The organism is Arthrobacter sp. 01T428 (assembly GCF_056398685.1).
Genome location: NZ_JBFTPW010000005.1, coordinates 10,891 through 25,217, shown reverse-complemented (window position 1 = coordinate 25,217; position 14,327 = coordinate 10,891). Strand labels below are relative to the sequence as shown.

The 14,327-nt window shown below is 64.9% G+C and carries 16 protein-coding genes; 12 read left to right on the top strand and 4 right to left on the bottom strand.

Annotated features, from left to right (window positions below; genetic code table 11):
• Positions 1-99 precede the first annotated feature (99 nt).
• A complete protein-coding gene (locus AC1DJB_RS07770) occupies positions 100-318 on the top strand; it encodes a hypothetical protein (protein WP_078107002.1) in 219 nt (72 codons plus the stop codon).
• A gap of 45 nt (positions 319-363) precedes the next feature.
• On the opposite strand, the gene AC1DJB_RS07765 is transcribed toward AC1DJB_RS07770, so the two are convergent.
• On the bottom strand, positions 364-1,410 hold the full coding sequence (locus AC1DJB_RS07765; RefSeq protein WP_307054123.1) for a diacylglycerol/lipid kinase family protein: 1,047 nt from the start codon (positions 1,408-1,410) through the stop codon (positions 364-366).
• Between the two features lie 111 nt (positions 1,411-1,521).
• On the opposite strand from AC1DJB_RS07765, the gene serS reads away from it, so the two are divergent.
• Together serS and AC1DJB_RS07755 are read left to right on the top strand one after the other, a co-directional pair.
• Positions 1,522-2,802, top strand: coding sequence for a serine--tRNA ligase (serS, locus tag AC1DJB_RS07760; protein ID WP_441432798.1), 1,281 nt, complete (start codon positions 1,522-1,524; stop codon positions 2,800-2,802).
• A 302-nt stretch (positions 2,803-3,104) separates the two neighbouring features.
• Entirely contained in the window at positions 3,105-3,950 is an 846-nt protein-coding gene (locus tag AC1DJB_RS07755; RefSeq protein WP_059388920.1) for an HAD family hydrolase, read from the top strand.
• 77 nt (positions 3,951-4,027) lie between these two features.
• Here AC1DJB_RS07755 and AC1DJB_RS07750 read toward each other — a convergent pair whose 3' ends face one another.
• From AC1DJB_RS07750 to AC1DJB_RS07740, 3 genes are all read right to left on the bottom strand, one after another.
• Entirely contained in the window at positions 4,028-5,110 is a 1,083-nt protein-coding gene (locus AC1DJB_RS07750) for an FUSC family protein (RefSeq protein ID WP_284990217.1), read from the bottom strand.
• Positions 5,111-5,177: 67 nt separating this feature from the next.
• Entirely contained in the window at positions 5,178-5,777 is a 600-nt protein-coding gene (locus AC1DJB_RS07745) for a hypothetical protein (RefSeq protein ID WP_441432797.1), read from the bottom strand.
• A 42-nt stretch (positions 5,778-5,819) separates the two neighbouring features.
• Positions 5,820-6,347 carry an inorganic diphosphatase gene (locus AC1DJB_RS07740; RefSeq protein WP_476910127.1) on the bottom strand — a complete coding sequence of 176 codons (528 nt, stop codon included), beginning with the start codon at positions 6,345-6,347 and terminating at the stop codon, positions 5,820-5,822.
• A 313-nt stretch (positions 6,348-6,660) separates the two neighbouring features.
• Here AC1DJB_RS07740 and dacB point away from each other — a divergent pair, with 313 nt between their 5' ends.
• The 9 genes from dacB (at position 6,661) to AC1DJB_RS07695 (ending at position 14,157) form a co-directional block, all read left to right on the top strand.
• Positions 6,661-8,025 (top strand): D-alanyl-D-alanine carboxypeptidase/D-alanyl-D-alanine endopeptidase, encoded by a 1,365-nt coding sequence (dacB, locus tag AC1DJB_RS07735; RefSeq protein ID WP_476910137.1) that lies wholly within the window; start codon positions 6,661-6,663, stop codon positions 8,023-8,025.
• A gap of 68 nt (positions 8,026-8,093) precedes the next feature.
• A complete protein-coding gene (locus tag AC1DJB_RS07730; RefSeq protein WP_059388923.1) occupies positions 8,094-9,206 on the top strand; it encodes a zinc-dependent metalloprotease in 1,113 nt (370 codons plus the stop codon).
• 122 nt (positions 9,207-9,328) lie between these two features.
• Complete coding sequence (gene tilS, locus AC1DJB_RS07725; protein WP_441432795.1) at positions 9,329-10,366, top strand: tRNA lysidine(34) synthetase TilS; 1,038 nt, start codon at positions 9,329-9,331, stop codon at positions 10,364-10,366.
• Between the two features lie 31 nt (positions 10,367-10,397).
• On the top strand, positions 10,398-10,949 hold the full coding sequence (gene hpt / locus AC1DJB_RS07720) for a hypoxanthine phosphoribosyltransferase (protein WP_059388924.1): 552 nt from the start codon (positions 10,398-10,400) through the stop codon (positions 10,947-10,949).
• A 187-nt stretch (positions 10,950-11,136) separates the two neighbouring features.
• Complete coding sequence (locus AC1DJB_RS07715; protein ID WP_059388925.1) at positions 11,137-11,721, top strand: SipW-dependent-type signal peptide-containing protein; 585 nt, start codon at positions 11,137-11,139, stop codon at positions 11,719-11,721.
• A gap of 9 nt (positions 11,722-11,730) precedes the next feature.
• Complete coding sequence (locus AC1DJB_RS07710; protein ID WP_059388926.1) at positions 11,731-12,363, top strand: SipW-dependent-type signal peptide-containing protein; 633 nt, start codon at positions 11,731-11,733, stop codon at positions 12,361-12,363.
• A complete protein-coding gene (locus tag AC1DJB_RS07705; protein ID WP_441432794.1) occupies positions 12,360-12,929 on the top strand; it encodes a signal peptidase I in 570 nt (189 codons plus the stop codon). Before AC1DJB_RS07710 ends, AC1DJB_RS07705 begins: the two co-directional genes overlap by 4 nt.
• Positions 12,926-13,627 (top strand): hypothetical protein, encoded by a 702-nt coding sequence (locus tag AC1DJB_RS07700; RefSeq protein WP_284990220.1) that lies wholly within the window; start codon positions 12,926-12,928, stop codon positions 13,625-13,627. Before AC1DJB_RS07705 ends, AC1DJB_RS07700 begins: the two co-directional genes overlap by 4 nt.
• Positions 13,627-14,157: a hypothetical protein gene (locus tag AC1DJB_RS07695; RefSeq protein ID WP_307054118.1), complete on the top strand. Its 531-nt coding sequence runs from the start codon at positions 13,627-13,629 to the stop codon at positions 14,155-14,157. The genes AC1DJB_RS07700 and AC1DJB_RS07695 overlap by 1 nt, the downstream gene beginning before the upstream one ends.
• The last annotated feature ends 170 nt before the right edge of the window (positions 14,158-14,327 follow it).

Here is a 14,327-nt window from a genome sequence, read left to right as displayed (position 1 = left end):
ATAATTGACTCTTCAACCCCTATCGCGTGGATAAAACTGTGCGTATGCTTGCTTGATCCACAATTGATGGACGCATGCCCCTAACGGAGGGAGCGGGCCATGTCAGGAAATAGCAATGACACCAGCGGCCAGGGAATGATCGTCAATCCCAAGCCCAAGGCGGACAACCAGGACTGGGACGGCGACGACGCCGACCGGGCCGATCGGCTGCGCTTTGAGGAAGAACAGGCGATGATTCGCGAGCAATCGGAAGCGCGCGCAGCCGCCAAAGCCTTGGCAGAACACAAAGCAACGGAAGCGGCGAAGAACGCCAAATAGCGCGTTGCGCCGTCGCGCGCGCACCGGTAGTTGCACGAGTACCGGTTATTGGACGCGCACGAGGAGAGAACGCGGCTCCACCTTGACGGTGACCTTCGTCGCCTCGCCCGAGGGATCACCGTCAAGTTGCGTGGCCATCGGTTCGCTGCTGCTGATGACCACTTTGCCCGAACGGTAGTAATTCATGACCGGCAGGTTCCGGTTGTGCTTGAACAGGATCTTGGCGTACACCGCGAGCCAGCCGATGGCACTACGGGGGCTCATGACCACAACGTCCAGCACGCCGTCGTCGATCATCGCACCGGGGATGAAGTCGATGCCGCCCGGAATCAGGCCGCAGTTGGCGAACAAGACGCTTCGGATTTTCCGGGATTGCTCGGGCTCGTCGTCCATGGCAATGGTGACCTTTTTGCGCCGGCCGGGCAGGTGGCGGACACCCGCCTCGGTGTAGGCCAGCCAGCCGACTGCCTTCTTGAGCCCGTCGTTGGTATCGCCCACAACCTCGGCATCGAGTCCCATGCCGGCGATCACCAGGAATGCATGCTCGGAAGAGGCGCCTGTCAGCTCGTTGTGGATCGCCATTCGGGCGGTGTCGATGTAGCGCTGGTGGCCGAAGAGCGCTGTGCGGACGCTGCCCCGCAGATCGTTGACATCCAGGTTCACGTTGCGTGCCAGCAGGTTTCCGGTTCCCAGGGGAATCAAGCCCATCGCGACGTTGGTGTGCGCGAGGGCCTCAGCCACGACGCGCACGGTGCCGTCGCCGCCGCCGACGAGTATGACGTCGGGCTTATACGCGAGTGCCGCCTTGGTTTGCGAATGGCCGGGATCGTCTGCGGTGGTTTCGAAGAAACGGGGTTCGTCCCAGCCCGCAAGATGGCAGGCTTCCCGGATGATCCTCCGCGCGTCCTCGGCTTTCGCCTTGACCGGGTTAAGGACCACGGCCACCCTTTGCAGGCCGGCTTCCGGCTTGTGTGCGTCTTCATGCACAGCGCTGCGGGTATGCCTGGCCCTGAGCCGGCGCACGCCCCACCAACTGGAGACGGCGAAGACCACGCCCCCAGCCAGAATCACGTACAGGATCCAGTTGCTCATGGTGCTTCAACCCTATCCCGCTGCAGGCGCGGCGGTGCACGGCGGAAGGGGGTGCCGGCCGCCGTCGGGCATTGGCCGCGGAGCTGCGCGCTCATTCGATACTCTTGTCTGGTGATCGACGTAAAAGACCTCAGCGAAAACCCGGACAAGTTCCGTGCCAGCCAGCGCGCCCGCGGCGCCGACGAGTCCGTGGTGGACGCGATCATTTCCGCCGATTCGGACCGCCGCGCGGCCCTGATCCGCTACGAAAACCTCCGTGCGGAGCAGAACGCCTTCGGCAAGAAGGTGGCACAGGCCAAGGGCGACGAAAAACAGGCGCTGCTGGCCGAGGTCAAGGAACTGGCCAATTCCGTCAAGGCTGCCTCCGCCGAAGCCGACGCAGCCCAGGCCAAGCAGGAAGAGCTGCTGCGGGTCATTCCCAACCTGATTGTGGACGGCGTGCCTGAGGGCGGCGAGGACGACTTCGTCGTGGTCAAGACGGTCGGCACCCCGCGCGAATTCCCGGAGTTCGAGCCGAAGGACCACCTGGAAATCGGCGAACTCATTGGCGCGATCGACATGGAACGCGGCGCCAAGGTCTCAGGCGCGCGCTTCTACTTCCTCCGCGGCGTCGGCGCCCGCTTGGAGATGGCCCTGCTGCAGATGGCCATGGACCAAGCCATCGAGGCCGGCTTCGTGCCGATGATCACCCCGACTTTGGTGCGTCCGGAGACCATGCAGGGCACCGGGTTCGATGTAAAGCACGACGCCGAGATCTACCGTCTCGCCGAAGACGACCTTTACCTCGTGGGAACCTCGGAAGTGGCCCTCGCGGGTTACCACGCGGACGAGATCCTGGACCTGTCGGCCGGGCCTATCCGCTACGCGGGGCAGAGTTCCTGCTACCGCCGCGAAGCGGGTTCGCACGGCAAGGACACCCGCGGCATCATCCGCGTCCACCAGTTCAACAAAGTGGAGATGTTCATCTACACCACGGTTGAAGAGGCCGCTGCCGAGCACGAGCGGCTCCTGGCTTGGGAAGAGGAAATGCTGGCCAAGGTTGAGCTCCCGTACCGCGTGATCGACACCGCGGCGGGCGATCTCGGCATGTCCGCGGCCCGGAAGTTCGACTGCGAAGCCTGGGTTCCCACGCAGAACGCGTACCGCGAACTCACGTCGACGTCCAACTGCACCACCTTCCAGGCCCGCCGCCTGAACATCCGTGAGCGCGCGGTCAACGAGGACGGCGTAGTGAAGGGCACGCGCGCCGTGGCCACCCTGAACGGCACGCTGGCCACCACCCGCTGGATCGTGGCCATCCTGGAGCACCACCAGAACCCGGATGGCTCGGTCAACGTCCCCAAGGCCCTCCAGAAGTACATCGGAGGCCTTGAGGTCCTGCCTGTTCTGTAGCTCAGTGGGCGGGGTGGAGCGGTCCTCCACAACCGGGGGCACTGGACGGGATCGTGGCTGATGCCACCAAACACAGAGCACTCCGCATCGCGAGCTTGGCCCACACGAAGGCCGAATCAGTGGGGGAGTCGTACAGCCGGGCCGTCTTCGGCAGAAGCTTCTGCGCGCCGGACTACGGCCTCGCGGCAAGGCCTCAAGTTAATATTCACACTGTGGACAACGTGGGAGTATTCACCGCGTGTTAATCCCTTGCTGTGGCCTGCGTCCTAGCTGGCGGCGGTGGGGTCTGCTTCACTGGAGGCATGACTATATTGACTGGTACCTCAGTCGCTGGCATCGATGACCAGCGGAATGTGAATCACAAACTCATGGTGGCGTTGGACGTCGACGGAACCCTCGTGGATCACGATGGCCACATGTCACCTGGTGTCCGCGACGCCGCAAGGGCGGTTGTAGCCCACGGCCACGACGTCCTGATCGCCACGGGCCGTTCGTTGAACGCCACGTTGCCCATCATTGAGCAGATAGGGCTGGAACGGGGATATGCCGTGTGCTGCAACGGCGGTGTCACATTGCGGCTCGACCCCCAGCTGGACGCAGGCTACGAGATCATTCACAAGGCCACGTTCGATCCCGCCCCGGCGTTGATGGCTCTTCGCGAGCAGCTTCCGTCCGCCAAATACGCGCTTGAGGACGAGGACGGGAACTTCCTCTCCACGGAGCGGTTCCAGGACGCCAGCTTCGGCGTTGAGGCCATCGGCGTCGATTTCCAGACCATGCTCGATGCCACTGCGGTGCGTGTCGTGGTGTTCAGCAGCGAAAACACGGCCGAAGAATTTTCCACAGCCATTCGCAAGATCGGGCTGTCCGGGGTCACCTATTCGGTGGGCTGGACGGCCTGGCTGGATATCGCCGCCGCCGGGGTCACCAAGGCCAGCGCTTTGGAGCAGTTGCGCCGGCGGCTTGGCACGCACCCGCGCCACACGGTGGCAGTGGGGGACGGCCGCAATGATATCGAAATGCTCAGCTGGGCCGGGCGCGGTGTCGCCATGGGCCAGGCGCCTGAGGAAGTCATCGCCGTCGCGGACGAGGTCACCGCTTCGGTGTACGACGACGGTGCGGCCCTCATCCTGCGTCGCCTGCTGTAATAGCCCTGCTCAACTGAACCTGCGCAACTGAAGTAGCCCCGCGCTGCGGGGCTACGCCAGTTCACCCCATCGCTAGCTCAGGCGTCGTCGGAGACCACAGTGATGATCCGGCGGAGGCTCATGGCGACCGATGCGGTGGCGTTCACGGACTCCTGGCCGGCGGCTGCTTCCGTAACGGTGTCACTTAGTGCTGCCACACTGTCCCGGGCTTCGTCCAGGGCATCCCGGAAGTCTCCGGAATCTCCGTGCCTCCATTGCCGGATCGCTGTTGCTACGTCGTCGAGCGCCTCAGCCAGGTTTGGCGGGACACCCTCCGGAATGACCGTTCCCGCGTCCTCTTCCCAGATGACGCTTGCCAGGACGTCCGTGATGTCCTGGACGTGAAAGGTCAGCCGTTCCAGCGTTCGCAAACCGGCCAGGTCGGCGGGCAGCCGGCGGGCTCGACGGCGGGACCGCGGGTTCGCTTTTGCGCTCAACTTCGCCGCTTGGACAGCTGCCCGCACGTCGGTCGCGGTACGTGCGAGCTCGCCGCTGCGGCTCGCCCATTCCTCATGGTCCGGTGGCCAGGATTCCGTCATGGCGCTGGCCATGTCCTTGAGTTGCTTGGACAATGCCCGTTGGTGTCCGTCGATGGCGGGATCGATGCCTTCAAGATGAAGGGGAGGGAAGACCAGCCAGTTCACCGCGAATCCGACGGCCACGCCCATAGCCATTTGCAGGACGTACGCGAAAGAGAATCCCTGCGCATTCGAATAACCCAGGACCAGCACGAACAGCGCCGCCATGGGAACCCATTCGGAGGCGCTTCCAAGCCTTGGCAGGCCGCCGATAACCACGCCCAGGCCGACGACGACGGCCACCGCCAGTGCGTTTGGGGTGGTGACCGTGGTCACGGCGAAGGCCATGGCAATGCCCAATCCGAGTCCCAGCAGGCTTTGCAGCCCATGCTTGGCGGAAGCCGCAACAGTGGGGTGCATGCTGACCAGGACGCCCAAGGGAGCGTAATAGGGATAGGCGGCGGCTGTCCCAGGCATGAGCGGCGCGAGGTACCAAGCCACCCCCGCCGCGACGGCCGTCTTTGCGGCAAACAGGAGTCGGTGGCCTGTGACGGCCTGCCTGAGAGCGGGAAGAAGCCGCCCAAGCTTTGGCTTGGAGATCATGGACTCAAGGTAGGCCGGGAAGAACGGACGTGTCGAGGACAATATGGATGAACGCGGGCTGACGCAATCAGTAAACGTCGAGGATCAACTGCAGCAAGCGCGCCGCGGCCGGCCGGGCGGCGTGCTCCTCCACCCATTGGGCGCGTGCCAGGGCCTTGCTCACGGCTTGGGTGCTGATCCCCAGTTCCTGGGCCACGGCCTTCTGCTGCCCACGCACGCCGGGCGTCAGCAGGTCCAGGACGCGCCACTCGGCAACGCTCCGATGCTGCACAATGTGCCCCAGGAGCCGCAGCACGGCCTCCGATTCGGCAGCGAGGGCAGCGATCGGCCCCTCGACTGCCACAGGGACCCGCTCTTTGCCGTTCCGCAAGCGGTCCACGGCGCGGCGTGCGTAGACCAGGCCGTGTCCGGAGGCGTCTTTGATTTGCTGCGGCAGGGGTTCGTTGACCGGTCCCACGCCGATTCCCACGTACCACTGTCCGCTCCTCAAGGCGATGAGCGCTGAATCCACGGCCTGATGGGGGAGTTCCACGATGCCCTGGACTTCGTCCTCCACCGAGCGGTCAAAGTCCAAGCACGCCGGGACGTGGCGCAGGTCTTTGAGCAGCTGCGGTACGAGGTCTCCGTCGCCGCGGCTGTCGCGTTGGTTGATGGTCAGGGTGAACATTGTGGATCAAACATTACCGGCAGGTAGCTGACTTTCAAGCGGTTAATCCAGAGCCAACTTCTCGTTACGACGGCGGGTGCCCGGCGATTGTGGGCCGATCCGTTCCGCGTCGGGTACCCACCCATTAACGACGGCGGCGGCGCGGTCGGCCCAGCCTTCAGCCTTGACCCACTTACCCGGCTCAAGGTCCTTGTAACGGGTGAAGAAGTGCTCGATTTCCTTGATCAGGAATTCGCTGACATCGGAGATTTCCTGGATGTGGTCGAAGCGCGGGTCGGCCGGAACGCAGAGGACCTTTGCGTCTCCGCCGCCATCGTCGGTCATGTTGAAAACGCCGATGGGGCGGGATTCAACGATGACGCCGGGGTAAAGGTCGAAGTCCTGCAGGAGGACCAGTGCGTCCAGCGGGTCGCCATCCTCGCCAAGGGTGTTCTCGAAGAACCCGTAGTGCGTGGGGTACTGCATGGAGGTGAACAGGACGCGGTCCAGGCGGACGCGGCCGGTCTCGTGGTCAACTTCGTACTTGACGCGCGACCCCTTGGGGATCTCGATCGTGACGTCGTGCTTCATGGAATGCTCCTTGACGGTATTGGCATGGGCGCGGCAACAGAGCAGCCGACGCCGCCGACTACTATTGAGGATATAGCGAGAGGCCCAAGTTTCTTGAAACGGTGGGGACATTCAAGACTTTGAGGACTAAAGCTGCATGAAGGGCGTTGACGAGGCGGGGGCTGACAACCAGTCTCCGGAACAGCAGGAAAATCCCGTTCTCAGGCCCCGGAAGCCCAGACCCGGGACGCCCGCGAGGCCGGAACCGAAGGGTGTCGTCGGCTTTCTGCCCCTTGTTTTGTTGGCCGCGGTCATCGCGGCCTTGGCCGTGCCGATGGGCCTCGGAGTCGCACCCGGCTTCTTCGGGGTAGCCGCTGCGCCCGCGCCCCAGGTGCTGGCCTGGCAACAGGTCCCCAAGCAACTGAGCCGCACCCAGATCGTTGCCCCTTTGGACGCTTCCGCCCCGGTCCCGCTGCCGGCCGATGTCACCAGCCAGCTCAACGCCCTCCTGACGCCCGACGGCGGGGGAGACTTCACCGGCGTCGTTGAGGATGCGTTGACCGGACTTCCGCTTTACGATCGCGACGGCGCCAAGAACCGGGTGCCGGCGTCCAACATGAAGCTGCTGACGGCAGTCGCTGCGCTGCGGGCGATCGGCCCGGAGACCCGCTTCAACACGCGGGTCCTGACGGGACCTTCGCCGTCGACGATCATCTTGAGCGCCGGGGGTGACGTCCTGCTCGGCGACGGCCCGTCCCAGCCAAGCGAAGTGCTTGGCCATGCCGGCCTGGAGACCCTCGCGGCGGATGCGGCGAAAGCGCTTCAGGACCGCGGCATGAAGGGGCCGGTCACAGTCCAGTTGGACGATGGACTGTTCACCGGTCCGGCTTTGAATCCGGCGTGGAGCCTCGACGACGTCGCTGCCGGTGAAACCGCGCCGATCTTTCCGCTCGCCCTGAACTCGGCCCGGACAAGCCCGGGAGCAACCACCGGTCCGCGTCCGCAGGACGCCGCGCTCACCGCCGCCGAGGCTTTCGCCGGGAAACTCCAAGCCGCGGGCGCCGCTGCCGGATTCACGGTGGTCCCCGGTGTGGAACGCGCCGCCGCTCCGGCAGGGAAGCAGGACGTCCTTGCCAGCGTGGCTTCTGCGACCGTCCGCGAGCAGGTGGACTTGATGCTGGAAACCTCGGACAACTACCTCGCCGAGGTATTCGGCCGGATGGCCGCGCTGTCCGCTGGAAAGCCGGGATCCAACGACGGCGCGACGGCGGCCGTGAGCGCCCAGGTGGCGGAACTGGGGATCGCCACGGACTCCATGCACTTGGCGGACGTGTCCGGCCTTGCCTTGGGCAACCAGGTGTCCGCGCGGCAGTTCGCGGATGTGGTGCGGGCGATTACCTCCGGACCGGACACTCGCCTCCGTGCCGCCCTCGCCGGGTTCCCCGTTGCCGGGCTGACCGGGACGCTCGGCGACCGCTACGCAGACGCCACCACCTCCCAAGGGGCTGGATTGGTGCGGGCCAAGACCGGCACCTTGAATTCGGTGATCGCTCTGAGCGGCTACGTGGTGGACGCGAACGGCCGCCTCCTGGTCTTTTCCTTTATCGGCAACGGGCTGACGCCGGGCGCGGCGGGGAACAAAGTGGCGCTGGACAGGTCCGCGACGGCCCTCGCGTCATGCGGTTGCCGCGCCGGCTGACCTTTGCCGCTGCCTGGCGTTCGCCGCTGAGCGAACTTAAGGGTGCAGATTCAGACTGTTGTGTTCTGATGGTTCGTATGGAGTCTCAGCAGCAAGCCCAGTCCCTCATCAACTGGGAGCTGGCCGCCTCCACGGCCGCCCGGCTCGCTCCCCCCGGTCCCGTACTGAGTCCGGCCCAGATCGGCAAAGCCGTGGACAGCCTGCGTTTCAGTGCGGACATCTCGGTACCGCATGTGCATGACATCACCGGTTTGGAAGCCGCACGCGATCTCCGCGATTCCCATGTGCTCGTGGTTGACCGGGCGTCGTGGGCGAAGGCCAATACCCAGAGTTTTGCCGTGATGCTCCAACCGGCCCTTAAACAAATGCTGGATTCCCGGCGGGGTCCGGCGATGACACCGGCAGCGGCGGCCGCGAGCGGCGCCATCACCGGCAGCCAGCTCGGGGCTGTGCTTGCCTTCTTGTCGAGCAAAGTCCTGGGCCAATACGATCCCTTCGCCGCGCTCGCCCCGGACTCGAAAGCACCACCTGCGGGCCGGCTCCTGCTGGTGGCTCCGAACATCATCTCCGTGGAGCGCGAGCTCAACGTCGATCCAGACGATTTCCGGCTCTGGGTCTGCCTTCACGAGCAGACCCACCGGGTGCAGTTCGCCGCGGCGCCCTGGCTCCGCACCCACATGCTCGAGGAAATCGAGCGCCTCAGCGCCAATCTCATCGGCAATGTGGACTCCATCATGGATCGCGCCACTGCCGCCGCGCGCTCCCTGCGCGACCGCTCCACCGGCGCCACACCCGGCCGCGGGGCCATCTTGGACCTGCTCCAGAACCCTGAGGAAAAGGCCTCGCTCTCGCATCTCACTGCTGTCATGAGCTTGCTTGAAGGCCACGCCAACGTGGTGATGGACGCCGTCGATTCCACCCTTGTCCCTTCAGTGAAGACCATCAGGCAGCGCTTCAACGCACGGGGCAAGGACCGGGGCGTGATCGAGAAGTTCATCCGCAACATCCTCGGCCTGGATGCCAAGATGCGCCAGTACAGCGACGGAGCCAAGTTTGTCCGCGAAGTGGTTGCGGTGGCGGGCATGGAGGGCCTCAACCGGGTCTGGGAATCGGCCGACAAACTGCCTACGGAGACCGAGATCCACGACTCCAAGCTGTGGCTTGAGCGGATGGGGCTGTGACCGCAGGCACCACATCGGGCCAGGGCGCAAGCAGTAGAAACCCACCAAGCACTGGAAGCGCTCCAAGCAGTGGACGACGGCGTCCCGGGCGTTTGGCGCCGGTCGTCGGCAAAGCACGGAATATGTTGCAGGACGCGCTGGCCTCCGCGGGCTATCCCGAGCGAATCCTGGTGGCTTGCAGCGGGGGGCCGGATTCCTTGGCGCTTGCCTCAGTGGCAGCCTATTTTGCCCGGCGTGGCCACGTTCACGGACGCCCCGTGAGCGTAGCCGCCGTCGTGGTTGACCATCAACTGCAGGAAGGCTCGGCTGACGTCGCGGCACGGACCGTGGCGATCCTTGAAGGGCTGGGACTCTCGCCCGTCCAGCTGCGGACCGTGGAAGTGACAGCTACCGGGTTCGGTCCCGAGGCGGCAGCCCGGGACGCCCGGCACGCGGCCCTCGAAGCAGCCGCCACCGAACTTGATTGCGGGACAATCCTGCTCGGGCACACGCTGGACGACCAAGCCGAACAGGTGCTGCTGGGCCTGGCCCGGGGCTCGGGAACGCGTTCCCTCGCCGGGATGCGGCCCGCCCGCGGCAAGCTCCTTCGTCCCTTCCTCGGGCTTCGCCGCGCCGAAACGCTCGAAATCTGCGAGGTAGAGGAACTCGAAACCTGGCACGATCCCAGTAACGCTGACCCCGCCTTCGCCCGCTCGCGGACCAGGGTTGAGGTGATGCCCTTGCTTGAGGACAAGCTGGGGCCCGGCGTGGCCGAATCACTCGCCCGCACCGCAGCGATCCTGCAACAGGATGCCGACTTCCTGGAGCACCTTGCCGCTGAGAGCTATGCGGGCCTCGTGAACCGGAGCGACGACGGGGTCTGGCTCCCGGAAGACCGCTTGAGGGAATTGTCCCCCGCGCTGAGGTTCCGCGTGATCGCCAAGGCGGCGGCCGACGTCGGGGGCCAACAGCCCGGCTACGGGCGGCTTCAGGCCGCCGAAGGCTTGCTGCGTCGCCAGGGATCCGCGGGCCCCGTGCAGCTTCCCGGTAGCGTCAGCGTGTACCGCGTATCCCTGAGCGAATTGGAGCGGGAGGCCGCAGCCGGAGGAACTGCCGTTCCCCGCGAAGGCGGCGGCTGTGGGAAGCTAGTATTCCGGCATCAAAGATCGCCCCAACAGTAGCCGCACCCACGCATCAACACAGGAGCCATTGGTGGATTCAAACGACGTCCAGGCAGACCTCAAACACGTTCTCTACACCAAGGAGCAGATCCAGCAACGGATCGCCGAACTTGCTGCACAGATTGACAAGGACTACGAGGGCCGCGAGCTGCTGATCGTCGGCGTGCTCAAGGGTGCCGTCATGGTCATGGCAGACCTCGCGCGTGCGCTGCACAGCCATGTCAGCATGGACTGGATGGCGGTGTCCTCGTACGGCTCCGGTACCCAGTCCTCCGGCGTCGTGCGCATCCTCAAGGACCTTGATACCGACCTCATGGGCAAGGATGTCCTGATTGTCGAAGACATTATCGATTCCGGCCTGACCCTCTCCTGGCTCAAGACCAACCTCGAATCGCGAGGCACCGCCTCGGTGGAAATCTGCACCGCTTTCCGCAAGCCCACGGCCGCCAAGGTCGAGATCGACGTCAAGTACGTCGGCTATGACATTCCCAACGAATTCGTCGTCGGATACGGTCTCGATTACGCCGAGAAATACCGCAACCTGGACTTTGTGGGAACCCTCGCCCCGCACGTTTACGAATAGCCTTTCATTTCGCGTCCTAGACGCAAATGAAAGCCAGAGAAGTCGGCCGCCCCATTGGGAGGCCGACTTCTCTTTTTAACTCATTAGGGGAGGGCTGCCGATAATGGGCGATTTGCGTGTTAGCGTTCAGCTCATTAGTCGTTTGACTTGACCTGTGGGGGGCATTTTGAGTACAAGTTCAGTTTCAATGTCAAAGCGCGGAAAGATGCGGGCGCTTTTGGCCGGCGGATTGGTCCTGGGGGTCGGCGCGGCGGTTGTGTTGGCCGCGTGGAACGATTCCGAGTTCGCCACCGGAACATTCACGGCGGGCACTTTCAATCTTCAAGGAAGCACAGACGGCGCGTCGTACACGGACCACGCTGCCTCCCCTGGCGCCACCTTGCCATTCACCCTCAACCCGACCAATCTGGCGCCGGGGGACACCGTCTACGCGCCCTTCGCGGTGCGGCTGGCGGCCAACACCACTACAGGCTCCACTGTCACGGTGAATACAGCCACCGCCACCGGGTCGGTCGCGAACCTGAGTTATGAACTTGTCCAGCCCACGTCCTTCGGATGCTCCAGCAGCACCACGGGAACCGAATTGGTGCAGGCGGGTACCGCTCTCAATGGAGCGCTGAGCGGAGTCACGTTCACCCTCAGCCCCGGCAGCCCCGCGAGCGATCCCGGTGACGCGGTCTTCCTCTGCTTCAAAGTGACTGCGGCCGCCGGCTTGGTCCAAGGGCAAAACGGCACGGCCACGTGGCAGTTCGCTGCGGCATCCACCTCCTGACCAGCCGCGATGACCGGACGCAGGGCGACTCGTCGGCCTGAGCGGGGCCGCCAGCGCTTCCTCCGTGTGCGCGCCATCTTGGCCGGGGGCCTTGTCCTCGGTGCCGGATGCACGCTGACCCTCGCTGCCTGGAACGATTCCGAGTTCGCGGCAGGAACATTCACCGCCAGCTCGTTCCAGATCGAATCCTCCGTCAACTCAGGAGGTGCATGGCTGGCACATCCCACGTCGGGATCCGCTGCCACCATGGCATTCAGTGCTGCAGGAATGTCACCAAGCACCGTCAACTACGCTCCCATCTGGATCCGGACTACTGCGGGGTCGCTTTCCGGAACCTTGACGCTCCAAGGAGCCAGCAACAACAACGCCGCCCTGGCCGCTGCCCTGGCCTATCGCGTGGTCAGGTACTCGTCCGGATCGTGCGACTCGAGCCAGTTCACGGCCGGGGCGAGCTACCTTGTCGGGACCTCGGCGTCGACGGTGCCACTCACCACGGCCGGTGCCGCCACAGCGGTGGCTGCGAACTCGCTGAGCCCCACCCAGATGTGCTTCGAGGTCACGATGCTTGCCTCCGCGGACAACTCCCTGCAGGGGGCCAGCGTGACGGCAACCTGGGAAATCAAGGGAACGTCCGACTCATGAGGACGGTGCTTGAGCCGGTGGGGTCCCGACGACGGACGGCCGACAACCGCAGGCGCCTCGCCGACGTCGTGCGCGAGACGTTGCTTAACCTCGCGGCGATCGGCGGCGCCATCTGCATCCTCCTGACGTTGGCCGCCGTCTTTTTCCACATCACGCTCATCATGTTCAAGACCGGCTCGATGTCTCCCGGGATCCCTGCTGGATCCTTGGCCATAGTCCGCGAGGTCCCGGCGTCGGAAGTGCGGACAGGCGACGTTGTCACCGTGGACCGGCCGGGACAATTGCCCGTCACCCACCGGGTCGCATCCTCCCGGATGGTCGACGGCGCCACGGCCGTCCTCACGCTCAAAGGCGACGCCAATCCCGTGGAGGATCCCGCACCGTACACCGTCTCCAAAGTCCGCACGGTGCTCTATTCGGTGCCGGGTATTGCCTACGTTGTTGCGGGAGCATCGAGCCCCTGGGTGCTTGGCGGCACTACGGTTGCCGTGTCCGCGTTGGTGACCTGGGCGCTGTGGCCCCGCCCCGAGAGGGCCCCGCGGGCCCGAATCAAGGCGAGGCGATGATCGGACACGGGAGCCTCAGGCGTTACGCGGCGACGGTCGCCTTGGTATCGCTGGGTCTGCTCTGCTCCGCTCCGGCGTCGGCGGCGACAGACGGGCCGGACCTGATCCTGACACACGGGGGGAGCAATCCGCCGGCCGTCCTTGCGCCCGGATCTACGAGCCGATGGAGTATCGGGGTGACTGCCAGGGCCGTGACCCTGCACGATTTGAGGATGCGGCTGCTTGCGGACGGCCCACTTATGGAGCTTGCCGCATCGGATGAGTCGGCACGAGTCGTCACGGTAGGTGTCCGCAGCTGCACCACCGCCTGGGCGGCGGAGGTCTGCCGGTCCGGTGAAAACACCGTCATCCCGACAACGACGCTTTCCTCCTTGGGTGGTGCGACCAGTCTTGCAAATCCCGACGGCGGAATTCCGGCCGGCGTCGAACTGCTGCTTGAGGTGACGCTTTCGCCGTCGGCGGGTAACAGCGTGCAGGGGCTTTCAACCAGAATTACGGCCAGGGTGGACGCCGCCGGCGAGCCAGCCGGGCCACACGACTTTCCCGGCACCGCTCTCGCGGATACCGGCTTCCGCCTGGGCATCTTTGCCCTTCTGGGCCTTGGGACTGTCCTGGCCGGGGCTCTCGCGTCCAAGCTCGCCGGCGCCCGTGCGGCTGCCGACGGAATCGCGCCCGCCCGTGATCCGGGTGGGGACTGATGGCAACACCTTCGAAGCCGCATCGCCTGCGATCGCTGCTCACGGTGGCCGGGGTCGCGGCCGCACTGTTTGTGGTCCCGGGCGGAACGGGGACCACGGACGCGAGCTGGTCCGCCTCCGAAGTTGGCTCCGGTACATTGAACGCGCTCACGATTCCCCCGCCGGTCATGATCGGCCCGTGTACGCTCAGCCCCGGGGTCGCCGGGACCAGCCCCGTGATCACCGTCAACTGGCGATTCCCGGCGGGAACCGCGTATGCGGCGCCCGCCAACGTGAACTACTACGTAGCCAACGGGGGACTTCTCCCGAATCTGACAGGCGTGGTGCTGGGAACCAACCTCTCCACGACGGGCCCTGTCGGAGGCGTGTACACGACGCAATTCAAGTCGGGCGTGCTCGGCGGTTTGCTGGGGGGCTCCTACGGTGTCTATCTGCAGACGAAGGACGGCTCGGGGTGGGTCTCCTCCTTGGCCACGGCAAACGCATCCATGGGACTGGCGGGCGCCAACCCGGTCTGTACCGTGCAGTAGTTGCAACCGTTCGACGATTGCGTTCGACCCGTTGCGCGGGGATCCTGAAAGAACGGTGGATTTCCCCCGGGAACTTCCGGAATTCCGTGTTCATGTACGCCTAGAGGGAACTTTTGCCTCTCACTGTGCGTGAATCACTCCGAACGGTGTAAAGCTAGAAACTGACGCAG